25 protein-coding genes are annotated in these 21,594 nt (G+C 39.1%); 3 read left to right on the top strand and 22 right to left on the bottom strand.

Annotation, left to right across the window (positions count from 1 at the left end):
• Window positions 1-4: 4 nt before the first annotated feature.
• The 19 genes from VEI_RS02740 to ylxM form a co-directional block, all read right to left on the bottom strand.
• Complete coding sequence (locus VEI_RS02740; protein ID WP_059361761.1) at window positions 5-1,663, bottom strand: SpoIID/LytB domain-containing protein; 1,659 nt, start codon at window positions 1,661-1,663, stop codon at window positions 5-7.
• A 1-nt stretch (window position 1,664) separates the two neighbouring features.
• Complete coding sequence (gene ruvB, locus VEI_RS02735) at window positions 1,665-2,669, bottom strand: Holliday junction branch migration DNA helicase RuvB (protein ID WP_059361760.1); 1,005 nt, start codon at window positions 2,667-2,669, stop codon at window positions 1,665-1,667.
• Window positions 2,670-2,671: 2 nt separating this feature from the next.
• On the bottom strand, window positions 2,672-3,280 hold the full coding sequence (gene ruvA, locus VEI_RS02730; RefSeq protein WP_059361759.1) for a Holliday junction branch migration protein RuvA: 609 nt from the start codon (window positions 3,278-3,280) through the stop codon (window positions 2,672-2,674).
• Entirely contained in the window at window positions 3,277-3,774 is a 498-nt protein-coding gene (ruvC, locus tag VEI_RS02725; RefSeq protein ID WP_059361758.1) for a crossover junction endodeoxyribonuclease RuvC, read from the bottom strand. Before ruvC ends, ruvA begins: the two co-directional genes overlap by 4 nt.
• A 187-nt stretch (window positions 3,775-3,961) precedes the next feature.
• Window positions 3,962-4,696 carry a YebC/PmpR family DNA-binding transcriptional regulator gene (locus VEI_RS02720; RefSeq protein ID WP_059361757.1) on the bottom strand — a complete coding sequence of 245 codons (735 nt, stop codon included), beginning with the start codon at window positions 4,694-4,696 and terminating at the stop codon, window positions 3,962-3,964.
• Between the two features lie 9 nt (window positions 4,697-4,705).
• Complete coding sequence (locus VEI_RS02715; RefSeq protein WP_059361756.1) at window positions 4,706-5,278, bottom strand: RNA methyltransferase; 573 nt, start codon at window positions 5,276-5,278, stop codon at window positions 4,706-4,708.
• Between the two features lie 57 nt (window positions 5,279-5,335).
• Window positions 5,336-5,896 carry a hypothetical protein gene (locus VEI_RS02710; RefSeq protein ID WP_059361755.1) on the bottom strand — a complete coding sequence of 187 codons (561 nt, stop codon included), beginning with the start codon at window positions 5,894-5,896 and terminating at the stop codon, window positions 5,336-5,338.
• 11 nt (window positions 5,897-5,907) lie between these two features.
• Window positions 5,908-6,339, bottom strand: a complete 432-nt coding sequence (locus tag VEI_RS02705; protein WP_059361754.1) for a DUF350 domain-containing protein — start codon at window positions 6,337-6,339, stop codon at window positions 5,908-5,910.
• Window positions 6,340-6,349: 10 nt separating this feature from the next.
• Window positions 6,350-7,420 (bottom strand): hypothetical protein, encoded by a 1,071-nt coding sequence (locus VEI_RS02700; RefSeq protein WP_059361753.1) that lies wholly within the window; start codon window positions 7,418-7,420, stop codon window positions 6,350-6,352.
• 104 nt (window positions 7,421-7,524) lie between these two features.
• A complete protein-coding gene (locus tag VEI_RS02695; protein ID WP_059361752.1) occupies window positions 7,525-8,832 on the bottom strand; it encodes a glutathionylspermidine synthase family protein in 1,308 nt (435 codons plus the stop codon).
• Between the two features lie 14 nt (window positions 8,833-8,846).
• Complete coding sequence (locus VEI_RS02690; protein WP_059361751.1) at window positions 8,847-9,419, bottom strand: hypothetical protein; 573 nt, start codon at window positions 9,417-9,419, stop codon at window positions 8,847-8,849.
• 44 nt (window positions 9,420-9,463) lie between these two features.
• A complete protein-coding gene (locus VEI_RS02685; protein ID WP_059361750.1) occupies window positions 9,464-10,510 on the bottom strand; it encodes a DUF4178 domain-containing protein in 1,047 nt (348 codons plus the stop codon).
• Window positions 10,507-11,322, bottom strand: coding sequence for a tRNA (guanosine(37)-N1)-methyltransferase TrmD (gene trmD / locus VEI_RS02680; RefSeq protein ID WP_059361749.1), 816 nt, complete (start codon window positions 11,320-11,322; stop codon window positions 10,507-10,509). The genes VEI_RS02685 and trmD overlap by 4 nt, the downstream gene beginning before the upstream one ends.
• Window positions 11,323-11,452: 130 nt before the next feature.
• Window positions 11,453-11,950 (bottom strand): ribosome maturation factor RimM, encoded by a 498-nt coding sequence (gene rimM / locus VEI_RS02675; RefSeq protein WP_059361748.1) that lies wholly within the window; start codon window positions 11,948-11,950, stop codon window positions 11,453-11,455.
• A complete protein-coding gene (locus tag VEI_RS02670) occupies window positions 11,950-12,357 on the bottom strand; it encodes a YlqD family protein (RefSeq protein WP_059361747.1) in 408 nt (135 codons plus the stop codon). The genes rimM and VEI_RS02670 overlap by 1 nt, the downstream gene beginning before the upstream one ends.
• Before the next feature lie 14 nt (window positions 12,358-12,371).
• Complete coding sequence (locus VEI_RS02665) at window positions 12,372-12,599, bottom strand: KH domain-containing protein (protein ID WP_004695567.1); 228 nt, start codon at window positions 12,597-12,599, stop codon at window positions 12,372-12,374.
• A gap of 21 nt (window positions 12,600-12,620) precedes the next feature.
• Window positions 12,621-12,884 carry a 30S ribosomal protein S16 gene (rpsP, locus tag VEI_RS02660; RefSeq protein ID WP_004695565.1) on the bottom strand — a complete coding sequence of 88 codons (264 nt, stop codon included), beginning with the start codon at window positions 12,882-12,884 and terminating at the stop codon, window positions 12,621-12,623.
• Between the two features lie 59 nt (window positions 12,885-12,943).
• On the bottom strand, window positions 12,944-14,296 hold the full coding sequence (gene ffh / locus VEI_RS02655) for a signal recognition particle protein (RefSeq protein ID WP_059361746.1): 1,353 nt from the start codon (window positions 14,294-14,296) through the stop codon (window positions 12,944-12,946).
• The gene (gene ylxM / locus VEI_RS02650; RefSeq protein ID WP_005387334.1) at window positions 14,286-14,621 is read right to left on the bottom strand and encodes a YlxM family DNA-binding protein; all 336 of its coding nucleotides are present in this window, start codon (window positions 14,619-14,621) and stop codon (window positions 14,286-14,288) included. The genes ffh and ylxM overlap by 11 nt, the downstream gene beginning before the upstream one ends.
• Before the next feature lie 189 nt (window positions 14,622-14,810).
• On the opposite strand from ylxM, the gene VEI_RS02645 reads away from it, so the two are divergent.
• Entirely contained in the window at window positions 14,811-16,136 is a 1,326-nt protein-coding gene (locus tag VEI_RS02645; protein WP_059361745.1) for an FAD-containing oxidoreductase, read from the top strand.
• A gap of 130 nt (window positions 16,137-16,266) precedes the next feature.
• Here VEI_RS02645 and VEI_RS02640 read toward each other — a convergent pair whose 3' ends face one another.
• Together VEI_RS02640 and VEI_RS02635 are read right to left on the bottom strand one after the other, a co-directional pair.
• On the bottom strand, window positions 16,267-16,794 hold the full coding sequence (locus tag VEI_RS02640) for an ECF transporter S component (RefSeq protein WP_059361744.1): 528 nt from the start codon (window positions 16,792-16,794) through the stop codon (window positions 16,267-16,269).
• Window positions 16,795-16,964: 170 nt separating this feature from the next.
• Window positions 16,965-19,139, bottom strand: a complete 2,175-nt coding sequence (locus tag VEI_RS02635; RefSeq protein ID WP_059361743.1) for a heavy metal translocating P-type ATPase — start codon at window positions 19,137-19,139, stop codon at window positions 16,965-16,967.
• A 371-nt stretch (window positions 19,140-19,510) separates the two neighbouring features.
• On the opposite strand from VEI_RS02635, the gene VEI_RS02630 reads away from it, so the two are divergent.
• Window positions 19,511-20,161 (top strand): YigZ family protein, encoded by a 651-nt coding sequence (locus VEI_RS02630; protein WP_059361742.1) that lies wholly within the window; start codon window positions 19,511-19,513, stop codon window positions 20,159-20,161.
• A gap of 28 nt (window positions 20,162-20,189) precedes the next feature.
• Here the strand turns inward: VEI_RS02630 and VEI_RS02625 are convergent, their stop codons facing one another.
• Window positions 20,190-20,378, bottom strand: a complete 189-nt coding sequence (locus VEI_RS02625) for a hypothetical protein (protein WP_005377902.1) — start codon at window positions 20,376-20,378, stop codon at window positions 20,190-20,192.
• Window positions 20,379-20,569: 191 nt separating this feature from the next.
• On the opposite strand from VEI_RS02625, the gene VEI_RS02620 reads away from it, so the two are divergent.
• On the top strand, window positions 20,570-21,460 hold the full coding sequence (locus tag VEI_RS02620) for a LysR family transcriptional regulator (protein WP_059361741.1): 891 nt from the start codon (window positions 20,570-20,572) through the stop codon (window positions 21,458-21,460).
• Window positions 21,461-21,594 lie beyond the last annotated feature (134 nt).

The following is a 21,594-nucleotide window of genomic DNA, read 5'->3' as shown; positions in this document are numbered from 1 at the left end:
TTCCTTAATACATTTTTTTCAATGTAATACCACTATAATAGTGCTTTAAAATTGTTTGATAGTAATTAGTATCCCCTGAACCAGCTTTTTTTGCCATTTCAGCGGCACCCCATTGAGACATGCCAAGTCCATGTCCCCAACCATAACCTTTGATAAATACAGTATCATTTTTACCTGTGAAAGTATGGTAGGACTTACCTGTTGAACTTACTGGATTATGATTAACATAAAAATCAAACAATGTTGATTTTAATCCTAAAATACCGCGTAAATCATCACCACTTAAGGTTACCTTCCCAGCTGTTCCTACAAAGGTGGCCGATTTAATACGACCAGATACACCTCTATCTGATGTAGCTTTACCAGGATTACCTAATGGTGTCAATTGAATGCTCTTCAATTTTCCTACCCCTTTACTAGCGGCATTTAATTTACCTTCTAAGGCATGACGATTTGTGGATACCGTCCAGTTAGATGCACTGGAGCTACTATTACTATAATCCTTTACGCCTTTCAAATACGGGATATCATTTCCCCATACATTAACACTATCCTCTGTATAACCGCCCCCATCAGAATGGAACAATGCATTGATAGGACGATTGTTATACAACATAACAATACCTTTCGTATGATTAACAGCAGCTGTAGTGCTATGTGTTTCACCGCTCACACCACCATATACTTGATGGTCTGTAGAGGTACTCACATCATAGAGCTGGTTTTTGTTTTGTTCCATCGTATGAAGTGCATACGTACGAGCCGCTACTGCTTGTGCTTCTAAAGCTGCAGCCGGCCACGATGGAATTGCCTCTTGTGGTACAACACCATATAAATAAGATTCCAATGGCACTTCATTAATAACCATCATAGTCCCATTATTCGCTCGTAATGTAAGAGCGCCGCGGTATGATTTTCCTTCAAAGGTAAAAATATCACCACTAGCAGGTTTCAATGTAACAACAGAGTCAATAGCCTTTCCATTAACAGCAATTTTATTGCCTCGAATTCCTACAGATACAACCTTATGATTTTCTATCTTACCTTTAGCGCTATTAAGAACAGTTACACCACTAGAACTGGATACAGAAGCATCTTGACGACGACTGCCCAATAAAACGCGTACATCTGGTGTATTTTCTACACGTACCCGCGTTGAAGCCTGTTCAACTTGATTTTTTGTAACTACAGCAGCTGTCGTACGAGATGCTCCAGAGGATGTATTCATTTTCTTATCAGTTATCACCGTAGCTTTAGAAACAGATTTTACTTCTGTCTCCTTAGGCTTTGCAGTAGCCACAACTGTAACCTTAGGTTTTGTAGCAGTAGCAGCTGTTACTTTCGGCTTTACAGATGTATTTGCCGTCACTTTAGAAGAAACGGTGGAAGAAGCAGTCATTTTAGGTGTAGTCCCCTGTGCCGCCTTTGGTTTTATAACCGGTTTAGATGCTGGCTTGGTAACGAGAGGTTTAAATGTTGATTTACCAACAGTTCCACGCACCGCTTTCACAGAAGATTTGCCTGTAGCACCTGTTGAAGATTTGGATACAGCAGGTTTTGTTCCAGATTTTCCCACAACCTGTGCAGCATCAACTGTTCCAAAGCTATGAATACCCAACAATAAAGTTGTCATAATCATTAATGGTAATTGTTTCGTTTTCATTTTATTTCCCTGTTTGCGAAATACCTAGATGATCATAAGCCAATTTTGTAGCCACACGCCCCCTCGGCGTTCTACCTAAAAAGCCTAATTGCATCAAATATGGTTCATACACATCTTCGATGGTATCTCTCTCTTCACTAACAGCAGCCGCTATTGTTTCTATCCCCACAGGGCCACCGTCATACTTATCAATAATACATTTCAACACTCGTCTATCAATGCGGTCAAGTCCCATCTTGTCCACATGCAAACGCTTAAGCGCTTCATCTGCAATATCTGCAGTGATAACACCATTCCCCACAACTTGTGCAAAATCGCGAACCCGTTTTAACAATCGATTCGCAATACGCGGTGTTCCTCTTGAGCGGCGTGCTATTTCACTAGCACCAGCTGTCTCAATACCAATATTTAAAATCTCCGCAGCACGAGTCACGATAAACTCTAACTCATCTTGCTTATAATATTCTAAACGGCTCACGATACCAAATCGATCACGCAAGGGCGCTGCTAGAGCCCCCGCCCTCGTCGTAGCACCAACCAATGTAAATTTGGGGAGATCAATACGAACGGAGCGAGCACTAGGCCCCTTGCCAATAATGATGTCCAAGGCATAATCCTCCATAGCAGAGTACAATACCTCTTCTACACTTCGTGACAACCTGTGAATTTCATCGATAAACAAAACATCGTGTTCATCGAGATTAGTTAAAATGGCAGCTAAGTCACCAGCCTTTTCAATAGCTGGCCCAGATGTTATACGAAAATTAACCCCTAGCTCATTAGCAATAATCCCAGCCAAGGTAGTCTTACCAAGCCCTGGTGGGCCATACAAAAGAACATGATCTAATGCCTCCCCACGTTGCTTGGCCGCTTGAATATAAATATTCAGGTTATCCTTAGCCTCTCGTTGCCCAATATATTCATTAAAATACTTAGGTCGTAGACTGTATTGCCATATATCCTCTTCTCGATCGCCGCCGCCCATAAGGCGCACTTCTTCGTTCATGGCTAACGTCCTTTCCCAAGTTCAACTAAACAAGCTTTGATTAAGGCTGGCACATCTTTTGCACCATCATTTAGCGATTCAACCAATGCTTCAACTTCTTTTTGTGCATACCCTAATGATACAAGGGCCTCAATAGCTTCGCCGCTTGGGCCACTATGAATCACACCAATAGGCTGAATCGCATCTGGCGACTCAACGCTAATGTGTGTCATCTTCACCAGCTTATCCTTTAATTCAAGAACAAGACGTTCTGCCGACTTCTTACCTATACCAGGTAGTTTAGTTAATTGTTGTACCTGTCCATTAATGACAGCCAGTTTGAAAGCCTCTGGCGTCATGCCGGATAAAATACCTAAGCCAACCTTTGGTCCAATGCCAGATACAGATATAAGGAGAATAAAAAGTTCATATTCATCTTCTGTCCAAAATCCATACAGCTGCATCGCATCTTCACGGACATTGAGATAGGTGTACAAAGTGGCTTCTTTTCCCTCTATTAATTGTTGTCGTGTAGTGGTTGGCACATATACACGGTACCCTACACCATGTACATCTATATAACAAGATTCCTTGAATAGATGTGTCACTATGCCTCGTACATACCCAATCATTTAACTAACCTCATCAATCTATCTTGGTGAGAACTATGCGCCGTACAAATAGCTACAGCCAATGCATCAGCCGTATCATCAGGCTTAATTTTCTCACGAATCCCCAAAATGTTCATAGTCATATAAATGACCTGATTTTTATCGGCCTTACCATAACCGGTAACAGCCTGTTTAATTTGCAATGGCGTATATTCATATAAAGGTATTTGTTGTTGCTCTGCAGCGAGTAAAATAACGCCACGAGCTTGCCCCACCTTAATTGCCGTCGTTACATTACGATTAAAAAAAAGTTCCTCTACGCCAAATTTATCTGGTTTGTATTCCTCTAAAATATCACTTAGATCATTAAATAATATTTCTAAGCGCTGTGAGTCTGTCAATTCCTTAGGGGTCGTAATAGCCCCATAGGCTACTGGCGTTAGTTTACTCCCCTTTACGTCAATAATGCCATACCCGCAAATTGCCGTACCTGGGTCGATTCCTATAATTCGCACTCCAACCCCCTTAGCTTAAAAATGAGATAAGCAATCGCCTACCTCTGAATCATAATCTATTTTATTATAGCATATTAGAACATCGAAATTCATGAAATAATGATAATTTTATTACCTTTTTACATTAGATATAGTTTAATGCAATAAAAAAAAATTAGGAGTACCACAAGAGTACTCCTTAACTTTATTATTCTTCATCGTCTGGCAAAATACCATTATGATATACGTTTTGTACATCATCAAGATCATCCAATACGTCGAGCATTTTTTGCATTTTTACAGCATCGTCACCAGATAATTCGATAGTTGTATCTGGAATCATGGTAATTTTTGCCACAACAGTTTCTATGCCCGCATCAGCAAGGGCTGTTTCTACTGCATCATAATCTTCAGGAGTTGTATAAATTTCAAATACATCATCTTCAGATTTAAGATCTTCTGCACCAGCTTCAAGAGCTAGCATAGTTACTTCGTCTTCGTCATGACCTTCTTTATCGATAACGAATACGCCTTTGGATTTGAACATCCAGCCTACACAACCGCTTTCACCAAGGTTACCACCTTGTTTAGAAAAGGCATGACGCACGTCAGCAGCTGCACGATTACGATTATCCGTCATAACCTCTACAGTAACAGCAACGCCTGCAGGGCCATAACCTTCGTATACAATTTCCTCGTATGCGTTCATATCTGTTGCACCAACGCCCTTATCGATAGCACGTTGAATGTTATCCTTAGGAATATTGTTTTCACGAGCTTTTTGCAAAGCCAATTTCAAACGCATATTACCTGTTGGATCGGCACCACCCATGCGTGCTGCAACGGTAATTTCACGACCGATTTTCGTAGCTAGTTTAGCCTTCAACGCATCAGTTTTACCTTTTTTATGTTTAATATTTGCCCATTTTGAATGTCCTGACATAGACGCCTCCTATTTATTCCACCATGCCTCGCCCCGCAACCGATCTAAGATGATTGAAACAGCACTACGCACAGATAAATGATTGTATTCACCATGGCCATATATAGGTTCTAAAATATAGTCAAAGCTTTCCATCGTTTCTTTTGTCATACCATAACCGGTACCAAATAATACTAACACAGGGCGGCCCTCATTTTCAAGATGTTCACGCATCCGTGCATAGGAAATTGTATTATCATAAGTTCTAGCATCGGTAGTTGCTACGATAGGTTTTACCCCTTCCAGTTCCTCGATAGTACGCACTGCCACAGCGATAGAATTAACAAGTTCAACGTCTGTGAAAGCATCTTTTCTGTCCGGATTATAGGTACTACCAAAACCAGATTTCCAATGCTCCATAATGGTAGCTGCTAATTCTCGTTGAGCCGGTATATTATGAATCACAAAATATTTAGATACATCATAGGTGATAGATGCGCGCGCAATATCGTGAATATCATAATTTGTAATGGCCGTCGTTATTACCTCTTTATGTTTATTCATAATCGGATAATGAACGAGTCCAATATATAAATTTGCCAATACTATATCTCCTAAATCTTAAACAACTTTTATCAATACATAGTACCACCATATCCATTACGAAGCACTAGACCGCGCACCAGCACTACCAAAACCAGACTTTTGCCCTATAGATGATGCTTTCTTACTTCTATTATTCTCATAACTACGAAAGTTTCTTCCACCTCCATAGCCATGTATAGTAGATCCTGATGACGTATATTCATTAGGTTGTTCATACGGTTTTAATGGCGATACCGCGCGATACGTCATAGTTCGTCCATCCATACGTGCCGTAGGAGGATTAAATCCATGAAATATATAATACCCAGCTGCAATAGTTGGTAACAAACTTGCCAAACCAGCATCCCACACTAAGTTTCCACCATTATCACGGTGAAAGGTAACTGAACGATTATCATCATACAAGGCGGTTTCTTTTCCATCGCCATGGTTTAAAAGAGAATACCGATTACCTTGACTATCCTTTAATCGAACCTCCCCCTCATTTGCCTCTGGATAAACCTTATCACACACAGCATAGGAGATATCGTTCCAGTAGGAATACACACCTACAAGACCAGCAACTGTGGCGAAAGCACCTGTAAGGTATATGGTTTTCTTACTTGGCTTATACATAAAACGCTCCCTTAGTGCACAGCACCGCTAATAACAAGAGCAAGACCTACGAAAATGCCAAATACAAGAATACCGGCCGCTGTATTACCACGCATAATTTCTTCAGATAATTTATATTTACGATGCCAAATATTGATAAACATATAGCCCGTTACAAATAGTATAATACCTAGCACAGCGTATACAACGCTGGCTACAATGCCATGTAACAGGGACGTATCAGCCGTAGTCACGGCTGGTGACATAATAACAGAACGCAAAATTTCACCGATACCGATAAATGATCCCGCTGAAAGCCACGCCACAGCACAGTTACCACGCTTAATTTCTTCACTAAATTTTCCAGGCACGAAGAAATCGATAACCGTGTTCGCTGTCAACATCAGTATAATACCAAAACAAGCATAAAAAATTGTCAATAATACATCTGGTATATAAATCATAATAAGCCTCCTAATAATATAATTTTGTATTGGATGTGTTGTTAGAGTTGCCGGTAGGATACAATCGTTCGCGTCCCGTATTATCCCCTAGTCGAACCATGGTCGCATAGTTATCGAGTATATGAGAGCTGATTAATGTACGATCAATAATTTTCCAATCCTCTTGTGTTAATTTTGATTGTTCACATACCTTAACCCTAGTTTGTCCATCCGTATTAGTGATGAGATACACCAAGTCTCCAGAATAAAATACAATAACTTCATGTCCCTCTTCTAAGTTATCCCGCTCATTCTTAATATCACCATTCACAGAATCAATCAAGTCTAATGCGGTACTAACAGGATCTAGTGTAGACGTGTATACATAGTCGCTATCCGAATCTGTTTTTGTATAATATGCAGATGTGTCATGCATATGTTCTTTTGCCGTGTAAGGCACTCCAAACATAGCGCGTATACTATGCCAAGACAAATCATTGTCCGACCAAAATAGAAATAGTAAAAATAGTACACCATACCCCACGCCAACAGCAATAGATCCAAACCTCTTTTTCATTGATTTGTTACGCATCTTTTGCTTAATAGCTTGAGCGGCTGCATCATTACAAAGACGAATGTTCACCAAGGGCACTCGTGATCCTTCGGCAAACATTTTTTTACCTTCAAACCACTCTTCTTCAAAGAATACACTAGTACCGCCTTCACAAGGTAGCTGATATTCTCGATATCCTGCGCGGTCCCCTACGGAGGCACCACTTTCACCATCCACATCGACAACCTTTTCTAAACCGATTTGATGTAATGTAAAATCTTTCCCCGGCCGTGTATGAAAGGATGTTCTAGATACGGTACACCATTCATTATCATTATACTCAATGGTTAACCATATTTTATCGATTCCCTCAACAGCCTCTAGTCCATATTCATGCCAATAATCACCAGGTGATTTTGTCATAGACGGCTGGCCCCTATAGGATTGTTCCTTATCTGCTTTTGGAATAATCTCTATATATTTAATTTTCTCAGTGATTACATAACGGCTGCCATGAACCTCTAAGACATCATAACAATTAAACTCCATACGCACCCTCTCTAAAGTAGACATAACCACAACTGCTGCGAAGTACACCTATTATCCTTCGTTTAACCATACTCTATATGGTCAAAAATTACATAGTATTTCTCTTACTCTATTAGTAATGGTACAAAGTATGCTTCTGTACCAGCTATCTCTTCCGGGGAAAAACGGCATCCTACCGCAGAAGCTTGATCGCCAAGCATAAAACAGGATAAGGTTAAAAATCCATCTTTCACTCCACAATCCACTGTATGAGTAAAACGTTTCTGCTGTATAAAGTCTTGATACATCACCTTTTTACTATTGCGACAAACGATATCGTCATAGTTATCAACTAACTTTTCCATGTAAAGCTCAGATGAATCACCACGCTTTTGAATAACTTGTACATGCCGTCCTTCACGGCCCCAAATTTCCTTTTGAATATAAAGGCCATCATCAAGAGCTGAAAAATCATTTTCAAAATAGGATGGTGCCAAATAACGCTCGATGATATCTCGATCTGGTTTTGTAAAAAATTGATCTGTTAAATACAATGCATATACTAAGGACATAAAGGATTTATTTTGTAGAATAATGGACTCTGGCGGATTAAAAAGAGCGAATGTATCATCCTCATACAAATCTAAGAACATTTCACCCAAAGGTTCGCCATCTGGTGTTTGTTCATCAATTAAAAGCTCCATGGGATGCAATCGATACAATAGGGTCGCATGACTACCATCTTCTAAAGGAATGCCCTCATCATCAATCTTCATATCATAAAAGGATATGAATCGCGTGTCTGCCTCAGGACAGGCTGTTTTTAATTCCTTCATAAGGAATTGTGTTGTACCGTAGTCTTCAAAATAATCATGAAAGCAAGAGAATACAAAGGGATTCTTAGGTAGGCTCTCTCTATTTGCCCGCATAGATTCATATTGGTTTCTACCATACTTAGCAGATAAAACAGCATCATACATACGCTTTAAAAATGTATGTAATTCTTTTCGGCATTCTATATTAGGATGTTTTCGTCCTACATAATTAGCTGCCACTTCATTGGCATAATAGCTTTCAACAAGAAAACATGGCGTATCTGCATTAAGTTCTACCATCCGCAAATTGCCATTTACATCGAGAACAAAATCAAAGCGTGATAACCACGTCGGTAACCCTAAGGCATTCGACTTATGTAAATAAGGAATTAAATTGTCTGGCATATCCATATTTCGAGCAAAGTCATCTGGTGCCATTTGAAATACTTTTGCAGCTTTACAAAATATTTGAAATAATCTACGTGAAGCATGGCGAATTTCATCGTAAAAGTCGGATGAAAAGGCCTGCATAGACAAGGAAGGATACCGATCATCATATCCTTCATATTCCACGAAATTAAATATATTTCTATCAAGCTCATCAATATAGGATTTCATTATTCATCCTTTCATTAAGAGGCACCGCTCGAAGTTCGAGCCCCTACACTACCAAAGCCATACTTTTCACCAATTCTATGTGCTCGATTACTCGTTTTAGTATTGTAACGATTTCTAGTCATTTCATTAATAGTTCTAGCCACTCTTGCACTATTAGATTTACTAGCGCCTGTACTTGCATCAAAAGGGGTAAGAGGTGATGTAGCGCGATAGGTCATACTAGGTGCATCCATATATGCCGTTGGAGCTGAAAAGCCATGGAACGCATAGTAACCTACCGCCAAAGTCGGAATCAAACTGGCTAAGCCTGCATCCCATATAATATTGCCTTTCTCATCACGATGAAAGGTAACAGATTTTTCAGCATCATCATAAAGTGCAGTTTCTTTTCCATCACCGTGATTAATCAAGGTATAGCTTTTACCTTCATCATCAACGAGCCGCACTTCACCATTATTTAATTCTTGTTTGACCACATCACATAGAGCATAGCTAATATCGTCCCAATAGGAACAAGCGCCTACTAGAGCTGCTATAGATGTAAACGCTATGGCTATGTAAACAGTATTCTTACTTGGTTCATACATATAATATTCCTTCGTTTGATTTCGTAACTGAAATCAATACTATATCAATCTTTTATTATATTTGATAATGTCTTACGTCCCTGCTTATTCTTTAATTCCACCATATACGCATATCGTAACAATACTTCACTGTCATTTCTAATAGTCGCTATGCGTGTATTCTCCGAATCTGACAAGTTTTTTAATTGCCCCACTTCAACATACGTAGTGCCATTGACCACACTAATAACAGATACATCTTTAGTCGTATAAATTACAATCCACTGCTCAGGGGACTTAGTATCTTGTTTAATGGTATAAACCTTGCCATACACAGCATCGATAAGATCGATAGCCGTTGCATTTGGATCTTGCTTTGACGTATATACCATCAAACCGTCTTTTGTGCCTTGCGGTTCATAATAATAGGAATCTTTAATGCGCTCTTCCATGGTATATGGGAATCCTACTTCATCACGCAATTCATGCCAAGTCATATCTCCTATAAACAAATATCCCAAAAAGAATAAAATGATTCCCCAACTCAGACCCAATCGTGTCCATTCTTTTCTGCGAGCTGCATTACGAATCTTTTTACTCACTGCTTGAGCAGCCTGATCTCGCCGTCGATGTACATCAGACAAACGAATCCGCTCACCTTGAGCCTGATCCGTCAAACCACCATGCCAGTCCTCAATAAAGAATACATAGGTTTTATCCTTTTTAATTGATCTATATTCTTTATAATCGGCCTTATCACCGCTTCTAGCTTTACTTTCGCCCTCAACAGACATGACGCGTTGTAAGCCTTTATCGTACAGTTTATATCCTTTAGGCGGCGTTGAACGTAAAATAGTCTCTGAAAAGGTACAATAGTCTTTTTCCCCATTTACAATGGTGAGCCATTTTTTATCTTTGGTATCGACTGGCATAATACCATATTCGGTCCAATTCTTAGCCCCTTTATGAGTACCTAATTCATTATTATACATTTCATCATTAAGAGTATAATTCACTGTCTTTTCTATGATGAATTCTTGATAGGAGATAACTTCAATAACTACGTATCGCTTTCCCTGAATCTCTACAACATCATAACACTTAAAATTCATAGCCTAGACTCTTCTTCAACAATTTCTTTTAAAAGTTTAATTTCCTCTTTTGTTAATGGTCGTTCCAATAAATCGGGCCGCAACAATCGTGTCCGCTTTAAGGCTTCCTTTTGTCGCCACGTAGCAATGTTTTTATGATGACCACTGCGCAATACATCTGGTACAACCCAGCCTCTAAATTCTGGAGGCTTTGTATATTGAGGACATTCTAATAAAGGTTCATAAAATGAATCCTCTTGGGCCCCACTAGCAGCCCCTAATACGCCAGGAATCATACGAGCCACCGCATCAGCTACGACCATAGCAGGCAACTCTCCACCTGTTAACACATAGTCACCAATGGAAATAGTTTCATCTACTAAATGTTCCTCTACGCGATAATCGACGCCTTCATAATGACCACAAATGAGCACCAATTGATCGTACATCGCTAGTTCCCGAGCTTTTTCTTGTGTAAAAGGTTGACCTGTAGGTCCCATAAAAATAACACGACGTCGTATACTTTCACTGGGATTACCAATAAGGCTCATTTCATCACACATCTCATCTATAGAATAGGCGCTATTAATATCGCTATCATATTGAGCAATAACAGATTCTACCGCTTCAAAGATGGGAGGTGCCATCATAAGCATACCCGCACCACCACCATACGGCGTATCATCTACTTGACCATGTTTATTATGACTAAAATCACGAGGATTGGTTACGTCCATAGACAAGCGTTCCGCCTCGATAGCGCGTTTTATGATGGAATGACTAAAAAAAGCATCAAAAAACTCTGGAAATAAAGATACGATATCGATACGCATAGACCATCCTCTGTACTTATTAACTCTAATTAAATCATTTTAACTCATTAGCATTATCTACATATAGCTATATTATATAACTTTTACCATAATATACCTATATGTAGATAAAAGAAAACCGCCCAAAGGATTATATCCATTCAGGCGGATCTACGATCATCAATTTATGTTCCACATCGATGTCTTTAACGACCTCTTCAATGGCTGCAAATAATTGATCTGGTTCCCCATCTTTGGAAACCACGTATACGTCATTAGCACCAGGTTGCAAAACCTCGGTAACTGTGCCAAGCACATTACCCTTAGTATCTTGTACCTCAAGACCAATGATATCAAAGATGTAATAACGACCTTCTGGTAATTCTACCAAATCTTCACGGCGTACTTGAATTTCTTTCTTACTGAATAATTCAGCTGTGTTACGATCAGGAATTTCCTTAAAGGATGCTAGTACAAATTGCTTATGAAATCGTGCGGATGCAACGTGGTATTCTTTACCATCGATGTAACAGGCATCCATATGCATAAACCGTTCTGGAAAGTCGGTTTGAGGCATAATACGAAGATCACCCCGCACGCCGTGCGGGGCGATGATAACACCTATAGTGATGAAATCGTTAGGCTTCATTATTGACGAAACGCAACGATTTTACCGTCTTCTAATAGGATTTCAGCGCCCATCATGGCATCCAAATTATCCCCGATTTTAACGGTAACTGTTTGCTCTAATGTACCTTGAGGAATTTCAGTTCCCAAAGCCAAACCTTGAGCGTCTTTCAATTTAGCTGTTACTTCTTCTTTGAAAGCCAAGCGTTTATTTTTCTCTTCGTCGATTTGTTGACGAATAGCCGTAAGACTAGAAGCGTCAACTTTAGCTGCATCAGCTAAAATACGTTGAGCTTGAAATTCAATTGCTTCTAAATCTTTAGTCACCATATCAAGACGAGCTTCAAGATCAGTAACAATCTTGTTTTTCAACTCTTCTGTTACCTTTGCTTTTACTGCTACAGGGACACGTAATGTCATTTCTTCCATTGGAATACTCCCTTTTAAACAATATCAACAGATATCTTTTTGTTCTCTTTAATAGCCGCCGCTTTCACCACAGAGCGAATCGCCTTTGCAATTCGACCTTGCTTTCCGATGACTTTACCCATATCCTCTGGTGCTACATGAAGTTCATAGACCTCAACATTACCCTTTTGGACCATGGTAACAGAAACGGCATCAGGCTGCTTCACTAATGATTTCGCAATTAATGAAATTAATTCTATCATCACAGTATGCCTCTCTATTAATTACTTTTTAGCGTCTGCAAATTTTTGCATAACGCCTTGTTTTTTGAACAAGGAGCGAACAGTGTCAGTAGGCTGAGCACCTTTAGCTAACCAAGCCAAAGCTTTTTCTTCGTCTACATTAACGATAGCTGGTTGTTTAGTAGCATCATATTGACCAATAGTGTCAACAGGACGACCTTCACGTGGAGCACGTGCGTCAGCAACAACGATACGGTAGAAAGGAGCTTTTTTTGCACCTAAACGAGTCAAACGAATTTTTAACATGTGGGATTCACCTCCTTATAATGATTTAACTGGACAGGTTCAGCGCCCCTGCCCATGTATTACATAAACGGTAATTTTGGCATTCCTGGGAATCCTCCCTTACCGCCTCGTAACCCTTGTAAGCGCTTCATCATTTTCCGCGCTTCTTCGAATTGTTTTAACAAGCGATTTACATCTTGAACCTGTGTACCAGACCCCATTGCAATACGCTTGCGGCGAGAACCATTTAAAATATTAGGATTTTCTCGTTCTGCTGTAGTCATGGATTTGATGATAGCCTCAATGCGGCGTACTTCTTTACTATTCAAATCAAGGTCTTTTAACTGATCCTTAACTTGACCCATGCCTGGCAACATACCAATAATATTTTGTAATGGCCCTAGCTTTCTTACCTGATTCATTTGCTTTAAGAAATCATCTAAGGTGAAGTTGTTCTTCGCCATTTTTTGTGCCATCTCACGAGCTTCTTCTTCGTCGATAGCGCCTTGAACATTTTCGATCAATGTTTTAAAATCGCCCAAGTCGAGAATACGAGAAGCCATACGGTCTGGATAGAATACATCGAAACCATCCATTTTTTCGCTCACACCAGTGAACTTGATTGGCAAACCTGTTACAGCTTTGATGGATAACGCAGCACCACCGCGCGCATCACCATCGAGTTTAGTAAGAATAACACCATCAACGCCTAATTTTTCATTAAACGTTTGTGCTGTTGTTACCGCATCTTGACCAATCATGGAGTCTACAACGAGTAGAATTTCATGAGGTCGAACAGCAGATTTAATATTGGACAACTCGTCCATGAGGACTTCGTCAATTGCCAAACGACCCGCGGTATCGATGATAACTACATCCTTCAACATATGCGTGCTTTGCTCTACAGCGCGACGCGCAATGTCTACTGGATTTGCACCAGGTGTTTCATCAGCAAATACAGGGATATCGATTTGTTTACCTACAACTTGCAATTGCTTAATCGCTGCTGGACGATATACGTCGGCGGCTACGAGCATCGGATGTTTACCTTGTTTACGAAGGTATACAGCCAATTTACCAGCCGTAGTCGTTTTACCAGCCCCTTGTAAACCAACAAGCATAATAATTGTTGGAGGCTTACTGGAAATCATGATGCGACTTTGTGTACCACCCAATAAGGCTGTTAACTCATCATTTACGATTTTAATAACCGTTTGCGCGGGATTTAAAGAACCGAATACCTCTTCACCGAGGGCCTTTTCCTTAATGGACTTAACAAAGTCCTTCGCCACCATAAAGTTAACGTCCGCTTCTAATAGTGCTGTGCGTACTTGACGCAACGCAAGATTGACATCTTCTTCTGTAATTTTGCCCTTCCCCTTTAAGGATTGAAAGGCTTCTTGCAGTTTTTCTGACAAGCTATCAAATGCCATAATATCCCTCCATTTGCGCCAATACTTGTTGTACCTTACTTTCAGCTAACACCTCTTTAGGCAAGGTTTCTTTCAACTGTGAAAGCAGTCCTTCACGCTGTTCATATTGTGCTACCAAGTGTAATTTAGATTCGTAATCGTTTAAAATGTGTCGAGCACGCTGTAAATTATCATGTACAGCCTGCCGTGATACGCCTAATTCCTCAGCAATCTCGCCAAGGGACATATCGTCTTCGTGGTGAAGTTGTAAGGACATGCGTTGCTTGTCCGTCAATAATGGCCCATAGAAATCTAAGAGCAAACTTATAAGTACTCGTTCTTCCATTTCGCCACCTCCATCACTGTCAAGTCATATTACTTTACATATACTACAGCATAAAAAAAGATGTGTCAAGTAGAAATACTTAACATCTAAATTATAGAGAATTATTTTCATATTTTACTTTTATATCTACTGTAATATGTTATAATAAACACATCTAATATTTTCAATATAAAAGATAGGAGGTATTGTATGAATACCAAACATTATGATCTTATCGTCCTAGGTTTCGGCAAAGCCGGCAAAACATTAGCAGCTAAATTTGGCTCCATGGGCAAAGCCGTAGCTATGATTGAAGAAAACCCACTTATGTATGGTGGCACATGTATTAATATTGCATGTATCCCAACTAAAACGATGATTATAGCCGCATCAAAAGGCTTATCTTACGATCAAGTATTAAACCAACGCGAGGTAGTTACATCTCGTTTACGCAATAAAAACTTCAGTATGCTAGACACTAATGAACATGTCGATGTATATACTGGACATGGTGAATTCATTAGTAATAAAGAAATCGCCGTTACAGCTGGAGAAGATAAAATCATCTTATCTGGTGAAACAATTATTATTAACACTGGTGCTGTAGCGATTAAGCCTAACATTGATGGCATCAGCGCAGCAACAGGCTTCTATAATAGCACAGAAATTCAACAATTATTGCCTCAACCAAGTACACTAGGCATCATCGGCGCGGGCCCTATCGGCCTTGAATTTGCCAGCTTATACGCTAAACTAGGTGCAAAGGTAACAGTATTTAATATTGAATCTAGCATCTTAAAACGGGAGGAACCGATCGTACAAGAATTAGCTAACGAGTACTTGACTGAGCAAGGTATTACTATTCTTAACGATGTAACATTAAACTCTGTATCTAATGATGGCAACAAACCTGTTATTACTGCAAATGGTCAAAACTATACATTTGATGCCGTTTTATATGCTACAGGTCGCAAACCAAATACAGCTAACATCGGTTTAGAAAATACGGATATCACTACTAACGAACGCGGTGCTATCGTAGTGAATGATACGTGTGAAAGCTCCGTTCCTGGCGTATATGCAGTAGGCGATGTAAACGGTGGTCCTCAATTTACGTATATTTCTCTCGATGACTTCCGCATTGTATTTGGTGCACTTACAGGAAATGGCCAATACACATTAAAAGATCGCAAAAATATTCCTTACACAACATTTTTAACACCGCCACTGGCTCGTGTAGGTCTCACAGAAGAAGATGCTATCAACAAAGGATATACAGTTAAAACTAAAGAAATGCTCGTAGCTACCATGCCAAGAGCCCATGTAAACGACTATTTAAAAGGTGCTTTTAAAATTGTAGTAAATGCAGATAACGATTTAATCCTTGGTGCTACACTTTATTCTCAAGGTGCTGAAGAGTTGATTAATCTCATTAAAATGGCTATGGACAACAACATTCCATATACATACTTCAAGAATCAAATCTTTACACATCCTACCATGGCTGAGAACCTAAACGACCTTTGCAACTTTTAATGGTATAAACAAAATCAATAAACAATTGATATATACTGAAAAATAAAAGGGCGCTCATTAGCTAATATATATGCTAATGATCGCCCTTTGACTATTTAGAGAAATAAGATGCGATTTAAATTATTCTCTATTAGTTTTTTGTAAATAATCTACGTACTACCTTTTGTAGTTTTGGTGTTAACACAATAGCTACAATGATACCAGCCGCACTGGTAATCAAGGAGTATTGGATCTTGCTAGCTGCTACAGCCGCGCTGTTAAGAACAAACCACCAAGCAATGAAGTAACCAAAAGCAGTCCAAATAGCACCGATAATGAGAGCTACTAAAATACGACCAAAAGATGCTGTCGGTTTATTGATAGATGGAGGCAAGTAGCCAGCTGTCATGCCACCTACGATAAAACCTGCAATACCTTTAATAAAGAAAGAGAATACAATGTATTGCGTATGTCCACCAAAAAGATCAAATAATGCGGAACCAATAGCCGCACCTAAACCACCATATAAACCACCAAAGAGAATCGATGTGGTAAAGAGAGCCGCGGAACCTAAATGAACCATGGCCCCACCTGGTATTTCAATGCGAATCGTTGTTGCTACTGCACATAAGGCAGCGATAAATCCAATATATACAATATCGCGAGTCTTTAATTTCATAATAAACTCCTTCCCTTTTCTTAAGTACTATACTCAGTATATCAGATGATAAGTACTATAAAAATACCGAGTTTATAGGAATTAAAATATTAGCAATAAAAATGAAGAAAATACAAAACAGCACCTATACCATTCTATAGGTGCTGTTCTATATTTTATCTCATATATAATTAGAGTTTAGCTCGTTTCAAGCGAAGGGAGTTACCCACAACTGTAACGGAACTGAATGCCATTGCTGTACCTGCAATCATAGGATTTAATGCGCCGATAGCAGCCAATGGAATACCAATGCAGTTAAAGATCAATGCCCAGAATAGATTTTGTTTAATATTAGTCATAGTCTTACGACTGAGGCGTACTGCTTGTACTAGTGTGTGTAAATCATTTCTTACAAGAACGATATCTGCGGCCTCTACGGCAATATCTGTACCACTACCGATAGCAAAACCAATATCTGCCGTTACAAGAGCTGGTGCATCATTGATACCATCACCAACCATGCCCACTACTAGACCTTTATCTTGTAACTCTTTTACCTTGCTAGCTTTATCTTGAGGCAACACTTCTGCAATAACGTGAGTAATACCTGCTTGTTTAGCAATATATTGAGCTGTACGGCGATTATCACCGGTAAGCATCCATACGTCGATGCCTTGAGACTGTAGTTCTTTTACAACCTCAATAGTTTCAGGACGTAATTCATCTTCTACAGCCCATAATGCACTGATAACGCCATCTACAGCGAGAACAGACACGGAAGCACCTTGTTCTTCAAAATGTTGAATATCATCTTGCACCTTAGATAAATCATAACCGAGTTCACTCATCCAACGGCTATGACCAAGTTGTACAGATACACCTTGATAAGCACATTGTAAACCTTTACCAGGCACATCACCAAAGCTTTCAAGTTCTACAGCTTTACCTTTATAACCATGATCTTCGCCATAATAAACCATAGCCTTTGCAATTGGATGCGATGTACCACTTTCAAGGGCCATCATAAGGGACATATTTCTACTTTCATCACCATTATAGTTTTTGAAAGCCGTTACATCGAGAACACCTTGTGTAAGAGTGCCAGTTTTATCCATAACGATAGCATCGAGTTTACCAGCTTTTTCAAGATATTCCGCACTCTTGATGAGAACACCATGCTCCGCACCTAAGCCAGAGCCTACCATAATAGATGTTGGTGTAGCAAGACCAAGTGCACAAGGACAAGCGATAACAAGCACTGCTGTAGCATTAATGAGAGCTACATTAACAGAATCGCCTACAATAAAATACCATACAAGGCCAGTCAATACAGCGAGGCCAATAACGGTAGGCACAAAATATTGAGCAACGATATCTGCAATACGTTGAATACTTGCTTTAGAGGTTTGAGCTTCCTCTACGACTTTAATAATTTGAGAGAGCATTGTATCGGATCCGATACGTTTTGCTTCCATTGTGAAAGCACCGCTCAAGTTAATAGTCGCACCGATAACATCAGATCCCACTTGTTTTTCTACAGGCAAGCTTTCACCAGTAAGCATAGCCTCATCTACTGTAGAATAGCCGTCAGTAATTGTACCATCGACTGGGATTTTTTCGCCTGCTCGAACTTGTAAAATATCGCCGGCTACTACTTTAGAAGTAGGGATATCTACAAACTCACCGTCACGCAACACATGAGCCGTTGCAGGTTGTAAGGCAATCAACTTTTGAAGTGCTTCAGAGGTACGCCCTTTTGCAATTTCTTCTAAGAGTTTACCAAGAAGGATAAATGTAATAAGCCATGCAGAGGTTTCAAAGTAAATACCATGAGGACCAAGCTCTGGATGGAACTGCCAATTATAAATACTGAATAGATAAGCAACAGTCGTGCCCATTACAACGAGAACATCCATGGTAAGGGCACCATTCTTCACCGCACTCCACGCACTCTTATAGAACATAAGGCCCGGACCGAACTGAGCAATGGTAGCAAGAATGAACTCTACCCATACTGGCAAGGCTTGAATACCAAAGCGATGTAATGTCATATTAATCATCATCGGTACAGCCATACAAGCTGCAATGATAAGACGCGTAATATGAGGTCTTAAATTAACCTTTTCTATTTCTTTCTTGGTTTCATCTGCTTCCGCAGCACCAAAGCCAATATTTGTAATGGCATCAATGATTTGTTGTGGTTGAACAGTGGAACCATCTTTAAATTCAACGCTGCCCTTACGTGTTAATAGATTCACCTTTACAGAGGCTACTCCATCAACTTTAGATACAACGTTCTCAACACGTTTTACACAGGCCGCGCAATGCATGCCTGTAATATCAAATTCTTGTTTTTTAGCGCTCATATATATACTTCTTTCTATATTATTTTAAAGACATCTCAATCAATACATTTATATAGGATAAAACATTATCAAAAGTATTCTTATATGTAACAATATATGAACACCTTTACATGAGTACCTATTCATGTATCTACACTCTATAGTAACATAAATTCTCAATACGTCAATATCCTACTAAAAATACAGGGTTATTCCTTTAAAACAAGGGAATTAATAAATTCATCATTTTCTTTATAAAGTCTATATTGGTTATGCATATATTATTAAACATTATTGCTCATAATCTATACATTACGTTTATAAATAGCTTATAATAAAGTGATGATGATGAATAAATAAAATAGTAGTAAAAAGAAAAAGGAGGTGAGAAAATGCCTGAAACACCTAGCCCTACTGTGGAATTCATATCTATTGCCAATGAATTTCGCCATGAGTACGTCGTAGAGAAATCTAGATTTATTACCACTGTATATCCATGTAGTACTGAAGAAGAAGCACAAGCTTTTATTGGCCGCATTAACAAAGAATTTTGGGATGCACGCCATAATTGTACGGCTTTTGCTTTGGGTCCAAAACAAGAGCAACAACGATCCTCTGATAATGGAGAACCATCGGGAACCGCTGGCAAGCCTATGCTTGAAGTGTTAAAAAAGACGGGAATTACCAATATTGCTGTTGTTGTAACACGCTATTTTGGCGGTATTAAATTAGGGGCTGGTGGATTAATCCGTGCATATTCTCACTCCGTTGCAGAAACATTGCGTCTTGCGCCAAAAGAATTGCATACCACAAGAACACAATTACAAGCGATTATTGACTATGCACTATATAGCACAATAGAACGCTATCTTCAGGATGCACAACTACATTATGAGGCTACCTTTGAAGAGAAGGTAGATCTTACTATCTTGGTGCCACCTACCGATATAGAACGCATACAAAAAGAGCTCCAAGACATGAGTCATGGAGCTGCTACTTGTAATGTATTAGATGCTATCGAAGTAGTATTACCACTAGATTAAGTGTTCAATCACTTCGTACACTAACTAATTAGTTGCCATTATGAACTAAACCAGTAATGCCTTGGTTCATTTCATGACGTTTTTCAGTTGTCAATGGATGTGGCCATACGCGTTCTAATTGTTTTTTACGACTAACACCAGCATTATGTGCTGTCATTAATCTACGTGCTTCCCAATTACGAATTGCTTTACTTAATGTTCTTTTTACTACGCCCATAGTAGTACCTACACTTTCTTAGTCACTGATGCTATATCAAAAAATTTGATGAGATTATTAAAACTAATTTCAATCGTTTTACATCTCTTGATGTGTTTAGTATATATGACTTTTTACCAATAGGGAAATAACCATTCTTTTGATAGTTATAAATTTTAATTATCTTAATTTGTGTATAATAGGGAGATTTTATGGACACATCGTACTATCACAATTTTATAACTCTAGTTCAAACGGGTAATATGACACAAGCTGCTGAAATTCTCCACATTACACAACCAGCTTTAAGTAAGCAGCTAAAATATTTAGAAGCAGAGTTCGGTGCTCAACTAATCAATATTAAGCGGGGACAACGTGGTTCCAATTTACAATTAACTGATGCGGGCAAGATTTTCTACGAGAAAGCACAGCAATTATGCTCTATTGAAGAATCTACCTACAATGCGGTACAGCAATTAAATTCACGAATTGAAGGTACATTACGTATTGCCACATCCGCCTCCCGTTCTACACCAATCGTACAGCAATATTTACCAGCATTCTCCATGAAGTATCCATCTGTACATTTTGAAATTTACGAAGGACTTATGACAAATGTGGTAAATCAACTCATTAATGGTAGTGCAGAAATCGGTATCGCTAATATTCAAATGGTAGATACAGATAAATTTGATATTCTATTAACTCAAGAGGAACATTTATATGCCCTATTTAGACGTGACGTATTCTGGACTGATCGTGAACATGATACAATCACTTGGGAAGATATCAAACAATGCCCTCTATCTTTATCTGGTGGCTCTGTAAGGATGATTATGCAATCCTCTCTAACTAATATGGAGTATCTCAATGTTACTGCTATTACAACCACAAAAACATCAGCTATCGAATGGGCTTCTTCTGGTCGTACCGTTGCACTCGTTCCAATGGACGCTAAGGAAATGGTAAACCACAGAAAAATGTCACGTATTAAATTACCTGAGTTCTCTGGAGACTTTAAAAAAGCATTTATCACCCTAAAAGGACATGCACTCTCCCCTGTGGCTCAACAGTTTATAGATTTCTATAAAGCCTATGTGTAATACATTTACCAATAATAAAAACTTAACAATAGCATATACAAAAAAGGGGCTGTAACAAAACAGCCCCTTAACTTTTTTATATTTCTAAGCAAAAAGGGTCCCGAGGGACCCTTTTCGTTGGTATAATTAAATTA

Source organism: Veillonella tobetsuensis (assembly GCF_001078375.1).
GTDB lineage: Bacteria > Bacillota > Negativicutes > Veillonellales > Veillonellaceae > Veillonella > Veillonella tobetsuensis.
The sequence above is the reverse complement of the archived record's forward strand: the minus strand, read 5'-3'. Positions and strand labels throughout refer to the sequence as shown.

What these genes read in the sequence shown, in the direction of transcription:
- VEI_RS02625 (WP_005377902.1), bottom strand. Translation starts at nt 20,378, where the DNA reads ATGGGCGTAGTAAAAAGAACATTAAGTAAAGCAATTCGTAATTGGGAA.
- VEI_RS02630 (WP_059361742.1), top strand. Translation starts at nt 19,511, where the DNA reads ATGCCTGAAACACCTAGCCCTACTGTGGAATTCATATCTATTGCCAAT.
- VEI_RS02635 (WP_059361743.1), bottom strand. Translation starts at nt 19,139, where the DNA reads ATGAGCGCTAAAAAACAAGAATTTGATATTACAGGCATGCATTGCGCG.
- trmD (WP_059361749.1), bottom strand. Translation starts at nt 11,322, where the DNA reads ATGCGTATCGATATCGTATCTTTATTTCCAGAGTTTTTTGATGCTTTT.
- VEI_RS02640 (WP_059361744.1), bottom strand. Translation starts at nt 16,794, where the DNA reads ATGAAATTAAAGACTCGCGATATTGTATATATTGGATTTATCGCTGCC.
- ffh (WP_059361746.1), bottom strand. Translation starts at nt 14,296, where the DNA reads ATGGCATTTGATAGCTTGTCAGAAAAACTGCAAGAAGCCTTTCAATCC.
- rpsP (WP_004695565.1), bottom strand. Translation starts at nt 12,884, where the DNA reads ATGTTAAAAATTCGTTTGACTCGTTTAGGTGCAAAAAAAGCTCCTTTC.
- VEI_RS02740 (WP_059361761.1), bottom strand. Translation starts at nt 1,663, where the DNA reads ATGAAAACGAAACAATTACCATTAATGATTATGACAACTTTATTGTTG.
- VEI_RS02720 (WP_059361757.1), bottom strand. Translation starts at nt 4,696, where the DNA reads ATGTCAGGACATTCAAAATGGGCAAATATTAAACATAAAAAAGGTAAA.
- VEI_RS02705 (WP_059361754.1), bottom strand. Translation starts at nt 6,339, where the DNA reads ATGATTTATATACCAGATGTATTATTGACAATTTTTTATGCTTGTTTT.
- VEI_RS02685 (WP_059361750.1), bottom strand. Translation starts at nt 10,510, where the DNA reads ATGAATTTTAAGTGTTATGATGTTGTAGAGATTCAGGGAAAGCGATAC.
- VEI_RS02620 (WP_059361741.1), top strand. Translation starts at nt 20,570, where the DNA reads ATGGACACATCGTACTATCACAATTTTATAACTCTAGTTCAAACGGGT.
- VEI_RS02665 (WP_004695567.1), bottom strand. Translation starts at nt 12,599, where the DNA reads ATGATAGAATTAATTTCATTAATTGCGAAATCATTAGTGAAGCAGCCT.
- VEI_RS02690 (WP_059361751.1), bottom strand. Translation starts at nt 9,419, where the DNA reads ATGTATGAACCAAGTAAGAATACTGTTTACATAGCCATAGCGTTTACA.
- VEI_RS02645 (WP_059361745.1), top strand. Translation starts at nt 14,811, where the DNA reads ATGAATACCAAACATTATGATCTTATCGTCCTAGGTTTCGGCAAAGCC.
- VEI_RS02695 (WP_059361752.1), bottom strand. Translation starts at nt 8,832, where the DNA reads ATGAAATCCTATATTGATGAGCTTGATAGAAATATATTTAATTTCGTG.
- ylxM (WP_005387334.1), bottom strand. Translation starts at nt 14,621, where the DNA reads ATGGAAGAACGAGTACTTATAAGTTTGCTCTTAGATTTCTATGGGCCA.
- ruvA (WP_059361759.1), bottom strand. Translation starts at nt 3,280, where the DNA reads ATGATTGGGTATGTACGAGGCATAGTGACACATCTATTCAAGGAATCT.
- VEI_RS02700 (WP_059361753.1), bottom strand. Translation starts at nt 7,420, where the DNA reads ATGGAGTTTAATTGTTATGATGTCTTAGAGGTTCATGGCAGCCGTTAT.
- rimM (WP_059361748.1), bottom strand. Translation starts at nt 11,950, where the DNA reads ATGAAGCCTAACGATTTCATCACTATAGGTGTTATCATCGCCCCGCAC.
- ruvB (WP_059361760.1), bottom strand. Translation starts at nt 2,669, where the DNA reads ATGAACGAAGAAGTGCGCCTTATGGGCGGCGGCGATCGAGAAGAGGAT.
- VEI_RS02670 (WP_059361747.1), bottom strand. Translation starts at nt 12,357, where the DNA reads ATGGAAGAAATGACATTACGTGTCCCTGTAGCAGTAAAAGCAAAGGTA.
- VEI_RS02710 (WP_059361755.1), bottom strand. Translation starts at nt 5,896, where the DNA reads ATGTATAAGCCAAGTAAGAAAACCATATACCTTACAGGTGCTTTCGCC.